General features: G+C 71.5%; 14 protein-coding genes. All 14 read left to right on the top strand.

Features of this window, described 5'->3' with window-relative positions:
- Positions 1-360 precede the first annotated feature (360 nt).
- The 14 genes from B042_RS0114955 to B042_RS0114890 all read left to right on the top strand — a co-directional run bounded on the left by B042_RS0114955 (position 361) and on the right by B042_RS0114890 (position 15,479).
- Complete coding sequence (locus tag B042_RS0114955; protein WP_028648988.1) at positions 361-1,023, top strand: hypothetical protein; 663 nt, start codon at positions 361-363, stop codon at positions 1,021-1,023.
- A gap of 749 nt (positions 1,024-1,772) precedes the next feature.
- Entirely contained in the window at positions 1,773-4,958 is a 3,186-nt protein-coding gene (locus B042_RS0114950; RefSeq protein ID WP_369797711.1) for a nitrate- and nitrite sensing domain-containing protein, read from the top strand.
- A 232-nt stretch (positions 4,959-5,190) separates the two neighbouring features.
- Positions 5,191-5,592, top strand: coding sequence for a roadblock/LC7 domain-containing protein (locus B042_RS0114945; protein ID WP_028648986.1), 402 nt, complete (start codon positions 5,191-5,193; stop codon positions 5,590-5,592).
- Between the two features lie 98 nt (positions 5,593-5,690).
- On the top strand, positions 5,691-6,107 hold the full coding sequence (locus tag B042_RS0114940) for a DUF742 domain-containing protein (RefSeq protein WP_231494102.1): 417 nt from the start codon (positions 5,691-5,693) through the stop codon (positions 6,105-6,107).
- A 34-nt stretch (positions 6,108-6,141) separates the two neighbouring features.
- The gene (locus B042_RS0114935; protein WP_028648984.1) at positions 6,142-6,735 is read left to right on the top strand and encodes an ATP/GTP-binding protein; all 594 of its coding nucleotides are present in this window, start codon (positions 6,142-6,144) and stop codon (positions 6,733-6,735) included.
- 414 nt (positions 6,736-7,149) lie between these two features.
- Entirely contained in the window at positions 7,150-8,820 is a 1,671-nt protein-coding gene (locus tag B042_RS0114930; RefSeq protein WP_028648983.1) for a DUF885 domain-containing protein, read from the top strand.
- A gap of 77 nt (positions 8,821-8,897) precedes the next feature.
- Positions 8,898-9,464 (top strand): HIT domain-containing protein, encoded by a 567-nt coding sequence (locus B042_RS0114925; RefSeq protein ID WP_028648982.1) that lies wholly within the window; start codon positions 8,898-8,900, stop codon positions 9,462-9,464.
- 105 nt (positions 9,465-9,569) lie between these two features.
- Positions 9,570-10,196: a phosphatidylinositol phosphate synthase gene (gene pgsA / locus B042_RS0114920; protein ID WP_036555172.1), complete on the top strand. Its 627-nt coding sequence runs from the start codon at positions 9,570-9,572 to the stop codon at positions 10,194-10,196.
- 26 nt (positions 10,197-10,222) lie between these two features.
- Positions 10,223-11,179 carry a phosphatidylinositol mannoside acyltransferase gene (locus tag B042_RS23340; RefSeq protein ID WP_081748803.1) on the top strand — a complete coding sequence of 319 codons (957 nt, stop codon included), beginning with the start codon at positions 10,223-10,225 and terminating at the stop codon, positions 11,177-11,179.
- Positions 11,176-12,402 (top strand): glycosyltransferase, encoded by a 1,227-nt coding sequence (locus B042_RS0114910; protein WP_028648980.1) that lies wholly within the window; start codon positions 11,176-11,178, stop codon positions 12,400-12,402. Before B042_RS23340 ends, B042_RS0114910 begins: the two co-directional genes overlap by 4 nt.
- On the top strand, positions 12,384-13,010 hold the full coding sequence (locus B042_RS23335) for a hypothetical protein (protein ID WP_369797710.1): 627 nt from the start codon (positions 12,384-12,386) through the stop codon (positions 13,008-13,010). The genes B042_RS0114910 and B042_RS23335 overlap by 19 nt, the downstream gene beginning before the upstream one ends.
- 113 nt (positions 13,011-13,123) lie before the next feature.
- Positions 13,124-14,035, top strand: a complete 912-nt coding sequence (pdxS, locus tag B042_RS0114900; RefSeq protein ID WP_028648979.1) for a pyridoxal 5'-phosphate synthase lyase subunit PdxS — start codon at positions 13,124-13,126, stop codon at positions 14,033-14,035.
- 89 nt (positions 14,036-14,124) lie between these two features.
- Positions 14,125-14,733, top strand: coding sequence for a pyridoxal 5'-phosphate synthase glutaminase subunit PdxT (gene pdxT, locus B042_RS0114895; RefSeq protein WP_028648978.1), 609 nt, complete (start codon positions 14,125-14,127; stop codon positions 14,731-14,733).
- Positions 14,730-15,479 carry a YebC/PmpR family DNA-binding transcriptional regulator gene (locus B042_RS0114890; protein WP_028648977.1) on the top strand — a complete coding sequence of 250 codons (750 nt, stop codon included), beginning with the start codon at positions 14,730-14,732 and terminating at the stop codon, positions 15,477-15,479. Before pdxT ends, B042_RS0114890 begins: the two co-directional genes overlap by 4 nt.
- Positions 15,480-15,500 lie beyond the last annotated feature (21 nt).

The following is a 15,500-nucleotide window of genomic DNA, read 5'->3' as shown; positions in this document are numbered from 1 at the left end:
GCCGCCGCGCGGAGGCGTCAGAAACCGCTCTGACCCGCCCTTTCCCGAAGTATCACGGCTGGACGCGCCCCCGGGGGCTGTGCAAGGCTGGTCGCGATTTCGCTGGGGACGGTAGGAGTGCATGAACCCGACGCGGGAACCCACACACAAGCGGTGCGCGATCCTCTCATGTGACTGGTGCGAGCGCGGGGCCGACTGTCGTTTCTGCTCCGGTACCGGCTGGTGGCGGCCGCAGCGGCCCCACCGCGAGGGTAGCGGGGTGATCATCTGGCTCAGGGTGGACGAGCCCTGCCGCGTCTGCGCCGGGACGGGCAGGGAGCACGGCCCGCCCTCCGAGGGCGACCGGTCGGAGGAGGGGCCGTGGAGTGGGTGACCTACCTGTCGCCGAGCGGGGGCGGTGAACGCCTCGGAGCGGTCGACGACGGCGATGTCCTCGGCTGTCCGGGGGAGAGCGGTCTGGCCGCTCTGCTGGACGCCGGGCCCGAGGCCCTGGCCTCCGCCCGTGCCCGGGCCCTGGACGCGCCCCTGGAGATCATCGCCGAGCCCGAGGCGCGCGTGTGCGCGCCCCTGGTGCCGGAGGAACCGGTGATGGTGGGCCTGCACGGCGCCGAGGCCGCCGTGCACCCCGGCCTGGTCCGCGGTGTGGACGACGGAGTCGCCTCCGGGGCCCGGCGGGCGCGTGTGGGGCTGGCGGCCGTGTCCGGCTCCGGGGGAGCCCGGGACGCCTTCACGATCGCCTGCCTGTGGTTGGACGCCTCCGGCGAACCGGTCCAGCTCACCCTCGGGCCGAGGCTGGTGACCGCCGACGGTCTCCGCGCGGACCCGGAGTGCTCCGTCTTCGTGGCGGACGAACCCGTCGGCTTCGCGGTGCTGACCCTGGCCGGCCCGTGGCCGACGGGCGGAGCCCACCGGGTGCGGGTTCTGCCGCTGGTGGAGACACCGTCGCTGGAGGAGGGGGACGAGGTGGCGGTCGACGCCGGGGAGTTGGGCGGGTTCGGGGTCCGGGTCGGATCCCGGGTCTGAACCCGATCGCCACACCCTGAGGCCTGCTTTCGGCCGCCTTCTCCGGGTTCCGGACAGCATGGGCCAACCCCTGACCGACGCGCGGACACCGAGCGTTACCGTCGCGTGACGGTGCGGCTCTCGGTGTCCCGTTTCCCGCGGGGCCTGCGTATGCGTCGTGTCACGATGTCATGTCGGTCGGGGCGTGATGAGGGGGTTGCGCTTTGACCAAATAGTTACTTTGGCCTCTTTTGGGGTTTCGGACAGCCATCTTGACCTGGGGGGTTGGTCATAATGCCGCCAAACACGGCATGATTGGGGCGGTCGGGTGAAGATGATCCCGCCGACAGCGGTCCGGTGATGGAAGCGAGGCCTTCGCCCCCTCTTGGTACGCTATCGACCGCACGCGCACTCAGGGTTCTTCTTGGGAGGACGACCCCACGGGTGTGCGGCTCCTCATCTTCCCAGGCGAGTCCGGCGGACAGTCTTCACATCTCCCCAAACTCCCACCGCTTCCCGTATCTGGTGGATCCTGTGGTCTGTACCGGTCCCAGCAGAAGGCTTCTTCGGCTGGAGAGTGGTCGAACCCTGGGTCCGACACCCGTTCGAGGCGGTGACACGAAAGGTTGCGAGGGTCCGTGTCGACACGAGCGACAGCAAACGGGGCCAATGCGCAGAGCGAGGCAGCGCAGGCCGAACATGCCGATGCCGCGCCCAGGCGCAGAGCCATGCGGTGGTGGCCACGTCACTGGCGGGTACGCTCCCGGCTAGTGGCTCTCATCGTGATCCCCACCGTCCTTGCGCTCGCGCTCGGCGGTCTGCGGATCTATGAGTCGTCGGTGACCACGGTCACCCACACCAACATCGAGGAACGCGCCGAGATCGGCGTCCTCGCGGCCCAGCTCTCGAACCAGCTCGGCCGGGAACGTTCGGCCAGCGCGATCTACATCTCCGATGACCCCGATCCCGAGCAGAGATCGGACGAGCTCCGCCAGGAGCTCGACACGGTGCGCGGGACGACGCAGAACCTCTACCTCCAGCTCGACTCACGGCTGGCCGACCTCGGCGAACTGGACGACCCCATCGCCCAGGCCCGCCTGGAGAGTCTGAAGAGCCAGCTCGACACGCTGGAGGACCTGCGCGAGGAGGTCGACGGGACCCGTATCACGGTGCTCCCCGTGACCGCCAACTACCGCACCATCACCCGCGCGCTCACCGAGTTCAACCAGACCATCGCCGACCAGAGCGACGACACCGAACTCCGTGAGGGCGTCCGTGCCCTGACCGCGCTCTCCAGCGCGCGCGACCAGCTCGCCTACGAGACCGCCCTCATGCGCCACGCGCTCTCACGCAACACGATGACCGGCGGTGTCTCCGAGGCCATCGAGTCCAGCCGTGCGCGGTACGAGAACGAGATCAACAACTTCATCCAGGCCGCCGACTCCGCGCAGCGCCGCGTGTTCGACGAGAACTACACGGGTCTGGACGTCAGCCAGGTCTCCACGATGCGCATGCGCGTGATGTACCGCGCCGAGCGCGACGCCCCCCTCACCGGTGTCACCGACAACGACGGTGCCGGGGACTACCAGGAGATCGCTGCCCGCGCCCTCGAACGCATGGAGGAGGTCGAGATCACCATCGCCGAGGGCGTCCGGGACGACGCCGACCGGCTGGGCAGCGCGGCCCTGGTCCGCACGGTCACCGACCTCTCCGTCATCGCGGCCGTCCTCCTCGCGGTCTTCTTCGTCACCTCCCTGGTGGCCCGCTCCCTGGTGCGCCCGCTGCGCACCCTGGAGGAGGGCGCCCGGCGCGTCGCCGAGCGCGACCTGCACGAGGCGATCACCCGCATGCAGGAGGCCGGCAGCGCACCGGAGGCGGTGCGCGTCAACCCCATCGACGTGCACACCGAGGACGAGATCGGCGAGGTGGCGCGCGCCTTCGACGACGTCCACCGCGTGGCCCTGACACTGGCCTCCGACGAAGCCGCCCTGCGCAGCAACGTCAACGCGATGTTCGTCAACCTCTCCCGCCGAAGCCAGACGCTGGTGGAGCGGCAGTTGCGTCTCATCGACGGTCTGGAGCAGTCCGAGCAGGACTCAGACCGCCTGTCCGACCTGTTCCAGCTCGACCACCTCGCCACGCGTATGCGTCGCAACAACGAGAACCTGCTGGTCCTGTCCGGGCAGGACAACACCCGCAAGTGGGCGCAGCCCGTCCCGCTGGTCGACGTCCTGCGCGGCGCCGTCTCCGAGGTCGAGCAGTACGAGCGCGTCAACGTGCGCGCCCCGTCCCACATCTCGGTGCTCGGCCGCCCGGTCAACGACATCATCCACCTGGTGGCCGAGCTGGTCGAGAACGCCACGTCCTTCTCTCCGCACGACACCGAGGTCCTGGTCAGCGCCAAGACGCTCGACAGCGGCGGGGTCCAGGTGGACGTCACCGACAGCGGTATCGGCATGGCGCCGGAGGACCTGGCGGCGATCAACGCCCGCTTGGCCGCCCCGCCGGTCGTCGACGTCGCGGTCTCGCGCCGCATGGGCCTTTTCGTGGTCTCGCGCCTGGCACATCGCCACAGCGTCACCCTTCAGCTGATGGAGGCCCACGGCGGCGGCACCACCGCCCGCGCGATCCTTCCGCCGGACCTGCTCATCACCCCGGTCGAGGGACAGCACTCCGTCACCGGAGCGCAGACCCGCGCCGAGCTGCCTTCGGGCGCGCCGGACACCTTCGCCGACGCCGAGGCCGCCTTCGCCTCCAGCACAGCCCCTACCGAGCCCGGTGACACCTGGCAGGGCCAGGAGGGCGGTGTCAGTGCCCTGGGCAGTGGGCTGCCCAAGCGCAGCCCCGGTTCCAACCGGGCCGACGAGCACCCGCCCAGCGGCCAGGATCTGTGGAGCACCTCCAGGAACGGCTCCGCCCCGATCGAGCCGACCAGGGGGGCCGGTACCACCGACACACCCGGGATCGACGGCCCGCAGCAGGTGGTCGACCCCTACGACGCCCCGGAGGAGCAGCGCGCGTCGGACACCACCGGCGGCCACAGCCTCTTCGACCCGGCCCCGCGCAGCGGCGGCACCCGGTCCGACTTCGGCGACATCGGTGCCCCGAACCGTTCCAGCGAGACCGGTGCGTTCGCCCGGCCCACGGACACGGGCGCGTTCAACCGGCCCACGGACACCGGTGCGTTCGCCCGGCCCACGGACACGGGCGCGTTCAACCGGCCCACCGACACCGGTTCCCGCAGCGTTTTCGGGGGTTCCCGCACCAGCGGCCACGACCGCTCGTCGCCGTCCGGTGAGAGCCGGACCGAGTCCTTCCCCGCGGTCTCGCCGGAGCCCGCACCGTCGGCCAACGACACCGGGCGCTGGAGCCCGGGCGGCAACGAGTCCCGCGAAGGATACGGCTCCACGGCCTACCTGTCGCGCCGCTACGGCGGCGCCCAGGGAGCGGACAACACCGTGGTTCCCCCGACTCCGGCCAGCGAGAGCAACGACTCGCTGCCGATCTTCGACGCCATCGAGTCGAACTGGTTCAAACGTCGAACGGGAGGACCCACCGTGGACTCCACCGAGACCGGACCGATTCCCCAGGTCGGCGGGGACGTTCAGCATCCCGTGAACGAACCCTCCACGCCATCGGCACCCTCCGAGAAGGCCGCACCCCCCGAGAAGGCCGCGCCGGCCGGCGGGACCGAGCAGGGCTGGAACTCCGCGGCGGACCGCGGATGGAAGGCGGCCCGGACCGCGGCCGACCCCATGGCGGGCGGCCTGACGACCTCGGGCTTGCCAAAACGCGTTCCCAAGGCAAACCTTGTTCCGGGAACCGCTCCCAAACCGGAGAACTTCAATAGGATGCCCGCACGCAGCGCGGACCGCGTCCGCAACCGCTTCTCCGGGTTCCAGAAGGGCGTTCGGGACGGACGCAACCAGCTCGGAGGAGGTTCGAACGAGGGATGACCTCAGAGGACCGCGGTGGGATGGGGTCCCCCTTATTTCGGGAAGCAGAATGCAATAGCATCTACCGAGCTTCTCGGACACGTTGCGCCCACCGCCTGACGAGAATCGAACACCAGACCCCCGGCCGTTCCCTCGGGAGGGACCGGGTACGACGCAGAAACAGTGCTGTCACATGCCGTGCCGGCGGTAGCAGTGCAGTGAGACCAGCCGGCGAATTCGGACAGGAGATCAGATGAGTCGACAGGTGAACGAGCTCAACTGGTTGATCACTGACTTTGCCGATCGGGTCCCCGATGTCGCCCACGCGATCGTCGTCTCCTCTGACGGCCTCCCGCTGGCATCGTCATCGGGGTTCCCGGCGGACAGGGCCGACCAGTTGGCCGCCATCGCCTCCGGGCTTTCCAGCCTGACTCAGGGAGCAGCCCGGGTGTTCGAGGGCGGAGCGGTTGCTCAGACCGTCGTGGAGATGGAGCGGGGACTGATGCTGATCATGGCCATCAGCGACGGCTCCTGCCTGGCGGTTCTGGCGTCGGCGGAAAGCGATCTGGGTCTGGTCGCGTACGAGATGACCCTGCTCGTCGAGCGGGCGGGGCGGGCGCTGACACCAACGGCGCGCACCTCGGGAATCCACTGATCCACCACCGACAGGAGGAAGTGGTGGCACCTCACAGTAGAGATGCCGGGAGCGCCTCGTGGTTCGGTCAACAGCCGAGCGGTCCCCCCACGGGTGGGATGCCGTCTGTGCCGAGCGGCGGAGATGTTCCCCGACCTATCCAACAACCATACGAACAACGGCCCGTAGGGAGCAGTTCGCCCAGCTCGCTGGTGCGTCCCTACGCGGTCACCAAGGGTCGGACCAAGCCGAAGTCACAGCTTCCCCTGGAGGCTCTGATCTCGGCGACGGCCGCGGCCCGCAACGAGTCTGGGACGCTGACGCCCGAGTGGCAGGCGATCAGCGACCTGTGCCGGGAGTGGCGGTCCGTGGCGGAGATCTCCGCCCTTCTCCGGATGCCGCTCGGTGTGGCGCGGGTGCTCGTGGCGGACATGTCGGAGCAGGGCCTGGTCCAGATCAGGTCTTCGATGAACAACGACGCCCGTCCCAACACCAACCTGCTTGAAAGGGTGCTCAGTGGACTTCGCAAGCTCTAGCCCAGCCGAGGAAGGCGGTGCTGGGGGGAACGCGATGACGTCGGTCAAGATCGTCGTCGCCGGGGGCTTCGGTGTCGGGAAGACGACATTCGTGGGCTCCGTCTCCGAGATCGTGCCGCTGACCACCGAAGCGGTCATGACCAGCGCCAGCGTCGGGGTCGACGACCTCGCCAAGACGCCGGACAAGCAGACCACCACCGTGGCGATGGACTTCGGCCGTGTCTCCCTCGACTCCGACCTGATCCTGTACCTGTTCGGCACCCCCGGACAGCACCGGTTCTGGTTCATGTGGGACGACCTGGTCAAAGGCGCCATCGGCGCCGTCGTCCTGGTGGACACCCGCCGCCTGGCGGACTGCTTCCCCGCGATCGACTACTTCGAGGAGGCGCGTCTGCCCTTCATCGTGGCGATCAACGGGTTCGACGGCTACTACCCCCACGCCGCCGACGAGGTTCGGGACGCGCTCACGCTCAGTCCCGAGATCCCGATCGTCACCGTGGATGCCCGCGACCGGGCCTCCACCAAGTCGACGCTCATCACCCTCGTCGAGCACGCCATCACGGTGGGCGATCCCGAAGGTGCGGCCGGACAGCCCACCTCCACGGGAGGCCAGAACTCCTGGCGATAGTTTCCATGCCCGCTCAGGAACCGCTCCACCTCAGGTTCGTGTTCGGGCGCCCGCAGGGTGCCGTAAGGCTCGCAGCCGCAGACGGCCCCGTGTCGAGGGCGCCCGAACCGTGCCCACCCGTCACCCACCACCACCCTCAACGGTCGGCCTCCGGCCGCAGCGGCTGCCCACCCGTCACCCACCACCACCCTCAACGGTCGGCCTCCGGCCGCAGCGGCTGCCCTCTTCGTCACCCACCACCACCCTCAACGGTCGGCCTCCGGCCGCAGCGGCTGCCTTCTTCGTCACCCACCACCACCCTCAACGGTCGGCCTCCGGCCGCGGTGTTCCCGCCTTCCATCACGCCAGGGCGGGATCTGTGGTGCGCACTGGCATCATGGGGGGATGAGCCCTTCCTCCCCTGACGCCCCAGACATGACCCGGCGGTTCCGTGAGGTCGCCGAACGGGTGCTCGACGCCCTTCTGGAGGACGCCCCCGAATGGGCGCTCGACCTCGGTGACACCGGTTCTGCCGCCCGGCTGTCCGACCGCTCAGCGGAGGCCGACGCGCGCCGCGTCGCCATGCTCACCGACGCCCTCGGCTCACTCGACGAGATCGACGGGGACCTGATCCCGGCGGGGGACCTGGCAGACCTGGAGATCCTGCGCTCCCGGATCACCGCGGACCTGTGGCGCACCACCGAGCTGCGCCCGCACACCTACGACCCCCTCCTGTACTCCCCGGGCGAGGCCGTCCACACCCTCCTGGAACGCGACGCGCTCCCGCTCCCCGAACGCCTGGAGGCGCTGGCAGCGCGCTGCGCCGCGCTGCCCGAGTACCTGTCCACGGCCCGCGCTCGCCTGTCCGAGGGGCCGGGCATGCCGCGTGTGCACGTGGAGACCGCTCTGGCCCAGCTCGCGGGGGCCGAGGCGATGCTCACCGACGCCGTCCCCGCACTCGCCGCCCGCGAACCGTCCCTCGCGTCCAGGGTCGAACCCGCGCGGGAGGCCGCGCTCGCTGCCGTCGGCACCTACCGTGCGTGGCTGCGCGAGCAGCGGGAGGGGGCCACCGCCGATCCGCGCCTGGGCGAGCGCGCCTTCGCAGCCCAGCTCTGGTACACGCTCGACTCCGAGCTCTCCCCCGAGGCGCTCCTGGTGCGGGCCGAAAGCGACCTCATCGCCACCGAGGAGGCCATCGCCGAGGCCGCCGCAGAATACGAGGAGAGCCCCCGCAGGCCCGGACAGGTCGCCGAGGTCCTCGCCCGTATCGCCGACACCTCGGCCACCGGACCCGACACCGTCCAGCCCACCTGCGTCCGGGCCCTGGACCACCTCAAGGCCCGGGTCCGCGACCTGGACCTGGTCACCCTGTACGACGACCCGGTGGAGATCGTCACCATGCCCGAGGCGCGCCGGGGCGTGGCCGTGGCCTACTGCGACCCGCCCGGCCCCCTCGCCCCCCGCGCCCACGAGCTGCCCACGTTCATCGCCGTCGCCCCGCCGCCTGAGGACTGGCCGCAGCGGCGACGGGCGTCGTTCTTCCGCGAGTACAACGCCACCATGCTGCGCAACCTCATGGTCCACGAGGCGGTGCCCGGCCACGCCCTCCAGCTCGCCCACGCGGCCCGCCACGACGGCGCCACGCGCGTGCGCAGGATCCTGGGCAGCGGCACCTTCATCGAGGGGTGGGCGGTCTACACCGAGGAACTCATGGCCCGCCACGGCTGGTCCGGTGCCACCGGGCGGGAGGCGCGCCGCGCCGACCTCGCCCTGCGGCTGGTCCAGCTCAAGATGCGGCTGCGCGTCATCCTCAACTCCATCCTGGACGTGCGCGTGCACACCGGTGACCTCACCGAGGCGGAGGCGGTCGCCCTGCTCACCGGGCGCGGCCACCAGGAGGAGGGCGAGGCGGTCGGCAAGTGGCGCCGCGCCCAGCTCACCAGTGCCCAGCTCTCCACCTACTACACGGGCTACACCGAGGTCGCCGAGATCTCCCGCGACCTGGCCGAGCACCGCCCCGAACTCGCCGTGCGGGGGCGGCACGACGCCATGCTTGCCCACGGGTCCCCGCCGCCGCGCCACCTGCGCACACTGCTGGGACTGTGACGGCGCGTCCCTGTCTACCGCCCTATGCTGGGGGTGGACGAGGAACGCATAGGGCCACGGAACGGAAATCAGGTGCCATGAGCGGTGTCGACGACGAACCCGGGAGCGGTCGGCCGGGTACCGGGACCGGCAGCCCCGACGGCTGGGGGCGGCTGTGGACGCCGCACCGCATGGCCTACGTCAAGGGCGAGGGCAAACCCACCGGATCGGCCCCCGAGGACGGCTGTCCCTTCTGTCGGGCACCCGGACTCGACGACCCCGACGGGCTCGTGGTCGCCCGGGGCAAGAGCGCCTTCGTCGTCCTCAACCTCTACCCCTACAACAGCGGCCACCTGCTCGTGTGTCCCTACCGCCACGTGTCGGACTACACCGCCCTGGACGCCGACGAGACCGCGGAGGTCGCCGCGCTCACCCAGGCCGGGATCCACGCGCTCACCGCCGCCTACCGCCCCCACGGCTTCAACGTCGGCCTCAACCTCGGTACTGTTGCCGGTGCCGGCATCGCCGCCCACCTGCACCAGCACATCGTCCCCCGCTGGGGAGGCGACACCAACTTCATGCCGGCCATCGGGCAGACCAGGATCCTGCCCGAGATGCTGGAGCGTACCCGCGAGACCCTGGCCGAGCACTGGCCCGGCACCTGACCCCGTCCGCCGGGCCGCGGGCCGCGCCAGCCGGGCGCGGATCCCACCGCCGAACCCGTTCCCGCCCTACCATCACAAGAAGACATGCTGAGAATCCTTCGCCCCTTGACCTCACGGGTCACCGCTCCGCTCGGCCGGAGCCTGGCCCGGGTCGGCATCTCCCCGAACGCCGTGACCCTCGTCGGCACCGCCGGGGTCGTCGCCGCCGCGCTCTACTTCTATCCCCGCGGGGACCTGTACGCCGGCACGATCGTCATCGCGGTCTTCGCCCTCTTCGACATGCTCGACGGCGCCGTCGCGCGGGCCGGGGACCAGACCAGCGACTTTGGCGCCTTCCTTGACTCCACCCTCGACCGGGTCGCCGACGCCGCCGTCCTGGCCGGGCTCCTGTGGTGGTTCATCAGCGAGGACGACGAACCCGTGCTCGCCGGACTCACCCTGTTCTGCCTCGTCACCGGCTTCATGGTGTCCTACATCAAGGCCCGCGCCGAGGGGCTGGGCGTCAACTGCGACGTGGGCGTCGCCGAACGCACCGAGCGCCTCATCATCATCCTCGCCGCCGTCGGCCTGCACGGGTTCGGCGTGCCCTACGTCCTGGCCGCGGGGCTGTGGATCCTGGCCGTCATGAGCCTGGCCACCGTCCTGCAACGGCTCCTGGAGACGCGCGCGCGGCTCACGGGGGAGGCCGAGCCGGACGGATACGATCACCATGCCGCCGACGGCGAGGCCTGAGGCCGTACGCGACGAGGAAGGACGACGTGGACGAACGCACCGCCGCCCTGGCCTATGCGGCCGGGTGGGCGCTGATCCGCCGATCTCCCCAGTGGGCCGGACGCGGGGTGTTCCAGGCCATCGCCGACCACGCCTGGCGCACCCACGGCGACGGCACCCGCGGACTGGAGCGCAACCTGCGCCGCCTCCTCGGCCCCGGGGCCACCGACGCGCGGCTGCGCGCGCTCTCCCGCGCCGGGATGCGCTCCTACATGCGCTACTACTACGAGATGTTCCGCCTGCCCGCCATGGGCCGCGACCACATCCTCGCCCACACGCGGGCCGAGGGCATCCACCGCGTGGAGGAGAACGTGCGCTCCGGCCGGGGCGCGATCGCCGCACTGCCGCACATGGGCAACTGGGACCACGCGGGCGCCTGGATCAGCCTGCGGGGCATCCCGCTGACCACCGTCGCCCAGCGCCTGGAACCGGAGAGCGTCTACCGCCGGTTCACCGCCTACCGCGAGTCCCTGGGCATGGAGGTCCTGCCCCTGACCGGGGGCGCGGGCGTCTACGGCACGCTCGCGCGGCGGCTGCGCGCCGGCGGACTCGTGTGCCTGCTCGCCGACCGCGACCTCGGCGGTACGGGTCCCGAGGTCGAGTTCTTCGGCGAGGCGGCGCGCATGCCCTCCGGCCCGGCCGCCCTGGCCCTGAACACCGGTGCCGCCCTGCTGCCCGTCTCCCTGTGGTACGACGGCCCGCGGTGGAACATCCGCGTCCACGAGGAGGTGCCCGTCGCCCCCGGAGCCACCCGATCCGAGCGCGTCCAGGCCACCACGCAGCGCCTCGCCGGCGTCTTCCAGAGCGAGATCGCCGCACACCCAGAGGACTGGCACATGCTCCAACCCGTGTTCAGCGCCGACCACGATGCCCGCCGCCTCGGACACTGGCCCGACACCCGCCATCCCGGGGCCCCGGTACCGGCAGGGGAAGCGCCCGCGTGAGCGCACCGATGCGGGTGGGCCTGGTCTGCCCCTACGCCTGGGACGTACCGGGCGGGGTGCAGCAGCACGTCGGCGACCTCGCCGACACGCTCACCGCCCTGGGCCACCACGTGTCGGTCCTGGCCCCCGTCGGCGGCAGCGGCACCGACCTGCCCGTCCACCTCGTCCCGGCGGGCCGCCCCGTCCCCGTGCCCTACAACGGGTCCGTGGCCAGGCTCAGCTTCGGACCGCGCACCGCCGCGCGCGTCCGCCGCTGGATCGACGAGGGCGGCTTCGACCTGCTGCACATCCACGAACCCTCCGCGCCCAGCGTCTCCCTGCTCTCTTGCTGGGCGGCGGACGGCCCCATGGTCGCCACCTTCCACACCAGCAACCCGCGCTCGCGCGCCATGGCGATGACCTCGGGCGCGCTGCGCTCGGCCCTGGAGAAGATCAACGCCCGCGTGGCCGTCTCCGAAGCGGCCCGGCGCACCCTCGTCGAACACCTCGGCGGCGACGCGGTACTCATCCCCAACGGGGTGTGCACCGACCGCTTCGCCGCCGCCGAACCCCTGCCCGGCTGGCCCGGTGAGGGCGGCTCCCTCGGCTTCCTCGGCCGCCTGGACGAACCCCGCAAGGGCCTGGCCGTCCTCCTGGAGGCCTTCACCCTCCTGGCCCCCGATCGCCCCGGCCTGCGCGTGCTCGTGGCCGGGCCCGGCGACCCCGAACCTGCGCTCTCGGCCGTCCCCGAACCCCTGCGCCGCCGCGTCACCGTCCTGGGGCGGCTCGACGACGCCGACAAGGTGCGCGCCTACCACTCCGCCGACGTCTTCTGCGCCCCCAACCTGGGCGGGGAGAGCTTCGGCATCGTCCTCACCGAGGCCATGTCCGCCGGGGCGGCCGTCGTCGCCAGCGACATCCCCGCCTTCTCGGCCGTCCTCGACCACGGTGCCGCGGGCGCGCTCTTTCGCGCCGGCGACGCCGCCCACCTGGCCGAGTGCGCCGCGGCTCTCCTCGACGACCCGGCGCGCCGCGCCGAACTCTCCCGCGCCGCGCGCACGGCCGTGCGCCCCTACGACTGGGAGACCGTTACCGCCGACCTCGTCCGCGTCTACGAGACCGTCCTGATGCGCGACGGCCGGGGACGCCCGAGCGCGCCCCGCGTCCGCCTGGACACCGGGCCGCGCGCCACCGCCCTCCTGCGCCGGGGAGGGGGTGACACGCGGTGGACGCCCCGCTCCTGATCACCGCCGCCGTCACCACCGCACTGCTCCTGGTGCTGGCGGGCTTCTACCTGTCGTGGCGGGCCACTCGCCTGGACCGCCTCCACCACCGGGTGGAGACCGCCCGCGCCGCGCTGGACGCCGCACTGCTGCGGCGCGGATCGGCCGTCCTGGACCTGGCCGCCGCCGACGGGATCGGTGCCGACCGGGCCGCGGTACTGGCCGGGGCCGCCACCGCCGCGCGCCGGGCCGAGCCGGAGGGGCGCGAGGTCGCCGAGAGCGCGCTGTCCCGGGTCCTGCGGGAGGTGCTCGAACCCCTCGACCCTCCCGCCGGCCTGCGCGGCCACCTGGAGGAGGTCGACGACGCCGCCAAGGGCGTCCACCTGGCCCGCACCTTCCACAACGACGCCGTCACCGACACCCGGCGCGCCCGCCGCTCCCGCCTCGTGCGGGCCCTGCGCCTGGCCGGCACCGCGCCCCTGCCGGACTTCTTCGAGATCGACGACCAGCCGCCCGCCCTGCGACCGGCCCCCACACCCTCCGACGCCCGTGGGCGGAGTGTGCCGGGGGCAACACCGGACGTGCCCGAAAAGCCGCGAAAGGGACCAACTAGGATGGAGACCTGGTAGACCCAGGGTGCGCGGCGCCGATGGCGTCCGTGTCCCCACGCGCGACCGCTGTCGTTGCCCCGGCCCACCGCTACCCAGCAAGCAGCGACACACCAGGGACGGGAGTCCACACCGTGGTCACCAACGCATCGAAGCCCGCCGACACCGCCGTCGGCACCCAGCGCGTCAAGCGCGGCATGGCCGAACAGCTCAAGAACGGCGTCATCATGGACGTCGTCACCCCCGAGCAGGCCAGGATCGCCGAGGACGCCGGTGCCGTCGCCGTCATGGCCCTGGAGCGCGTCCCCGCCGACATCCGCAAGGACGGCGGCGTGGCCCGCATGTCCGACCCGGACATGATCGACGGCATCGTCGAGGCCGTGTCCATCCCGGTCATGGCCAAGGTCCGCATCGGCCACCTCGTCGAGGCCCAGGTCCTAGAGCACCTGGGCGTCGACTTCATCGACGAGTCCGAGGTCCTCACCCCCGCCGACGAGGCGTACCACATCGACAAGTGGGCGTTCACCGTCCCGTTCGTGTGCGGTGCCACCAACATCGGCGAGGCCCTGCGCCGCATCGCCGAGGGCGCGGCCATGATCCGCTCCAAGGGCGAGGCCGGCACCGGCAACGTGGTCGAGGCCACCCGGCACATGCGCTCCATCCGCTCCGACATCAAGCGCCTGGGCACCCTCGACGAGGCCGAGCTGTTCGGTGCCGCCAAGGAGCTGCGGGCGCCCTACGAGATCGTCAAGGAGGTCGCCGAACTCGGCAAGCTGCCCGTTCCGCTGTTCTCCGCCGGGGGAGTGGCCACCCCCGCCGACGCCGCGCTCATGCGCCAGCTCGGCGCGGAGAGCGTGTTCGTCGGCTCGGGCATCTTCAAGTCCGGCGACCCGGCCAGGCGAGCCGACGCCATCGTGCAGGCCACGCTGCACTACGAGGACCCGGCCGTCATCGCGCGGGTCTCGCGCGGCCTGGGCGAGGCCATGGTCGGCATCAACCTGGATGACCTGGCCGAGTCCGAGCGTTACGCCGGACGGGGCTGGTAGCAGGCGACGGGCGGCGGCCCGGGCCGCCGCCCCGCCGTCGGCGCGGCCGACGGCGCCCCCCTTCAGCGACACCACGAATGAGGCAGTACGTGACCGCCAGACCCACCATCGGCGTCCTGGCCCTCCAGGGCGACGTCGCCGAGCACCTGCGCGTCCTGGAGCAGCTGGACGCGGCCACCGTCAAGGTCCTGGACGCCGACACGCTCGACACCGTGGACGGGCTGGTCCTGCCCGGCGGCGAGTCGACCACCATGTCCAAGCTGGCCGTCCGCTACGGCCTGCTGGAACCGCTGCGCAAACGGGTCCGGGCCGGGATGCCCGCCTACGGCACGTGCGCGGGCATGATCATGCTGGCCGACCGCCTCCTCGGCGGCATCGAGGACCAGGAGACCGTCGGCGGCATCGACATGACGGTGCGCCGCAACGCCTTCGGCCGCCAGACCGAGTCCTTCGAGGCCGCCGTCCCCGTCCAGGGGGTGGGGGAGGACCCCTTCGACGCGGTGTTCATCCGCGCCCCCTGGGTGGAGTCGGTGGGGCCCGAGGTCAGCGTGCTCGGCCGCGTTCCGGCCGGGGACGGGGCCGGTAGGATCGTCGCCGTACGACAGGGCGGCCTGATGGCCACGTCCTTCCATCCCGAACTGACCGGAGACGCGCGCATCCACCGGCTCTTCGTCGACATCGTGAGAGGACACGCATGAGCGGCCACTCCAAGTGGGCCACCACCAAGCACAAGAAAGCCGTCATCGACGCCAAGCGGGGCAAGCTCTTCGCCAAGCTGATCAAGAACGTCGAGGTGGCCGCGCGCACCGGTGGCGGTGACCCCGACGGCAATCCGACGCTCTACGACGCCATCCAGAAGGCGCGCAAGAACTCGGTCCCGCTCGACAACATCGAGCGCGCCCGCAAGCGCGGCTCCGGCGAGGAGGCCGGCGGCGCCGAGTGGCAGACCATCATGTACGAGGGCTACGCGCCCGGCGGCGTGGCGATGCTCGTGGAGTGCCTCACCGACAACCGCAACCGCGCCGCCTCCGAGGTGCGCGTGGCGGTGACCCGCAACGGCGGGAACATGGCGGACGCCGGTTCGGTGTCCTACCTGTTCAACCGCAAGGGCGTCGTCCTGGTGCCCAAGGAGGGCACCACCGAGGACGACGTCACCCTCGCCGTGCTGGAGGCCGGCGCGGAGGAGGTCGAGGACCTCGGCGAGTCCTTCGAGATCGTCTCCGAGGCCACCGACCTGGTGGCGGTGCGCACCGCGCTCCAGGAGGCCGGGATCGACTACGAGTCCGCCGACACCAACTGGCTGCCCACCATGGAGGTCCCGGTCGACGCCGAGACCGCCAAGAAGGTGCTGCGCGTGGTGGACGCCCTGGAGGACTCCGACGACGTGCAGAACGTCTTCACCAACGCCGACATCCCCGACGAGGTCATGGCCGAGATCGGCTGAGACCCACCCGCGACCGACGCC

This window comes from Nocardiopsis sp. CNT312 (genome assembly GCF_000515115.1).
GTDB lineage: Bacteria > Actinomycetota > Actinomycetes > Streptosporangiales > Streptosporangiaceae > Nocardiopsis.
This window is presented reverse-complemented; position numbering and strand designations above follow the sequence as displayed.

Coding starts and splice junctions, on each gene's coding strand:
- B042_RS0114945 (WP_028648986.1), top strand. CDS start 5,191: ATGAGTCGACAGGTGAACGAGCTCAACTGGTTGATCACTGACTTTGCC.
- B042_RS0114940 (WP_231494102.1), top strand. CDS start 5,691: ATGCCGTCTGTGCCGAGCGGCGGAGATGTTCCCCGACCTATCCAACAA.
- B042_RS0114935 (WP_028648984.1), top strand. CDS start 6,142: ATGACGTCGGTCAAGATCGTCGTCGCCGGGGGCTTCGGTGTCGGGAAG.
- B042_RS0114930 (WP_028648983.1), top strand. CDS start 7,150: ATGACCCGGCGGTTCCGTGAGGTCGCCGAACGGGTGCTCGACGCCCTT.
- B042_RS0114925 (WP_028648982.1), top strand. CDS start 8,898: ATGAGCGGTGTCGACGACGAACCCGGGAGCGGTCGGCCGGGTACCGGG.
- B042_RS0114890 (WP_028648977.1), top strand. CDS start 14,730: ATGAGCGGCCACTCCAAGTGGGCCACCACCAAGCACAAGAAAGCCGTC.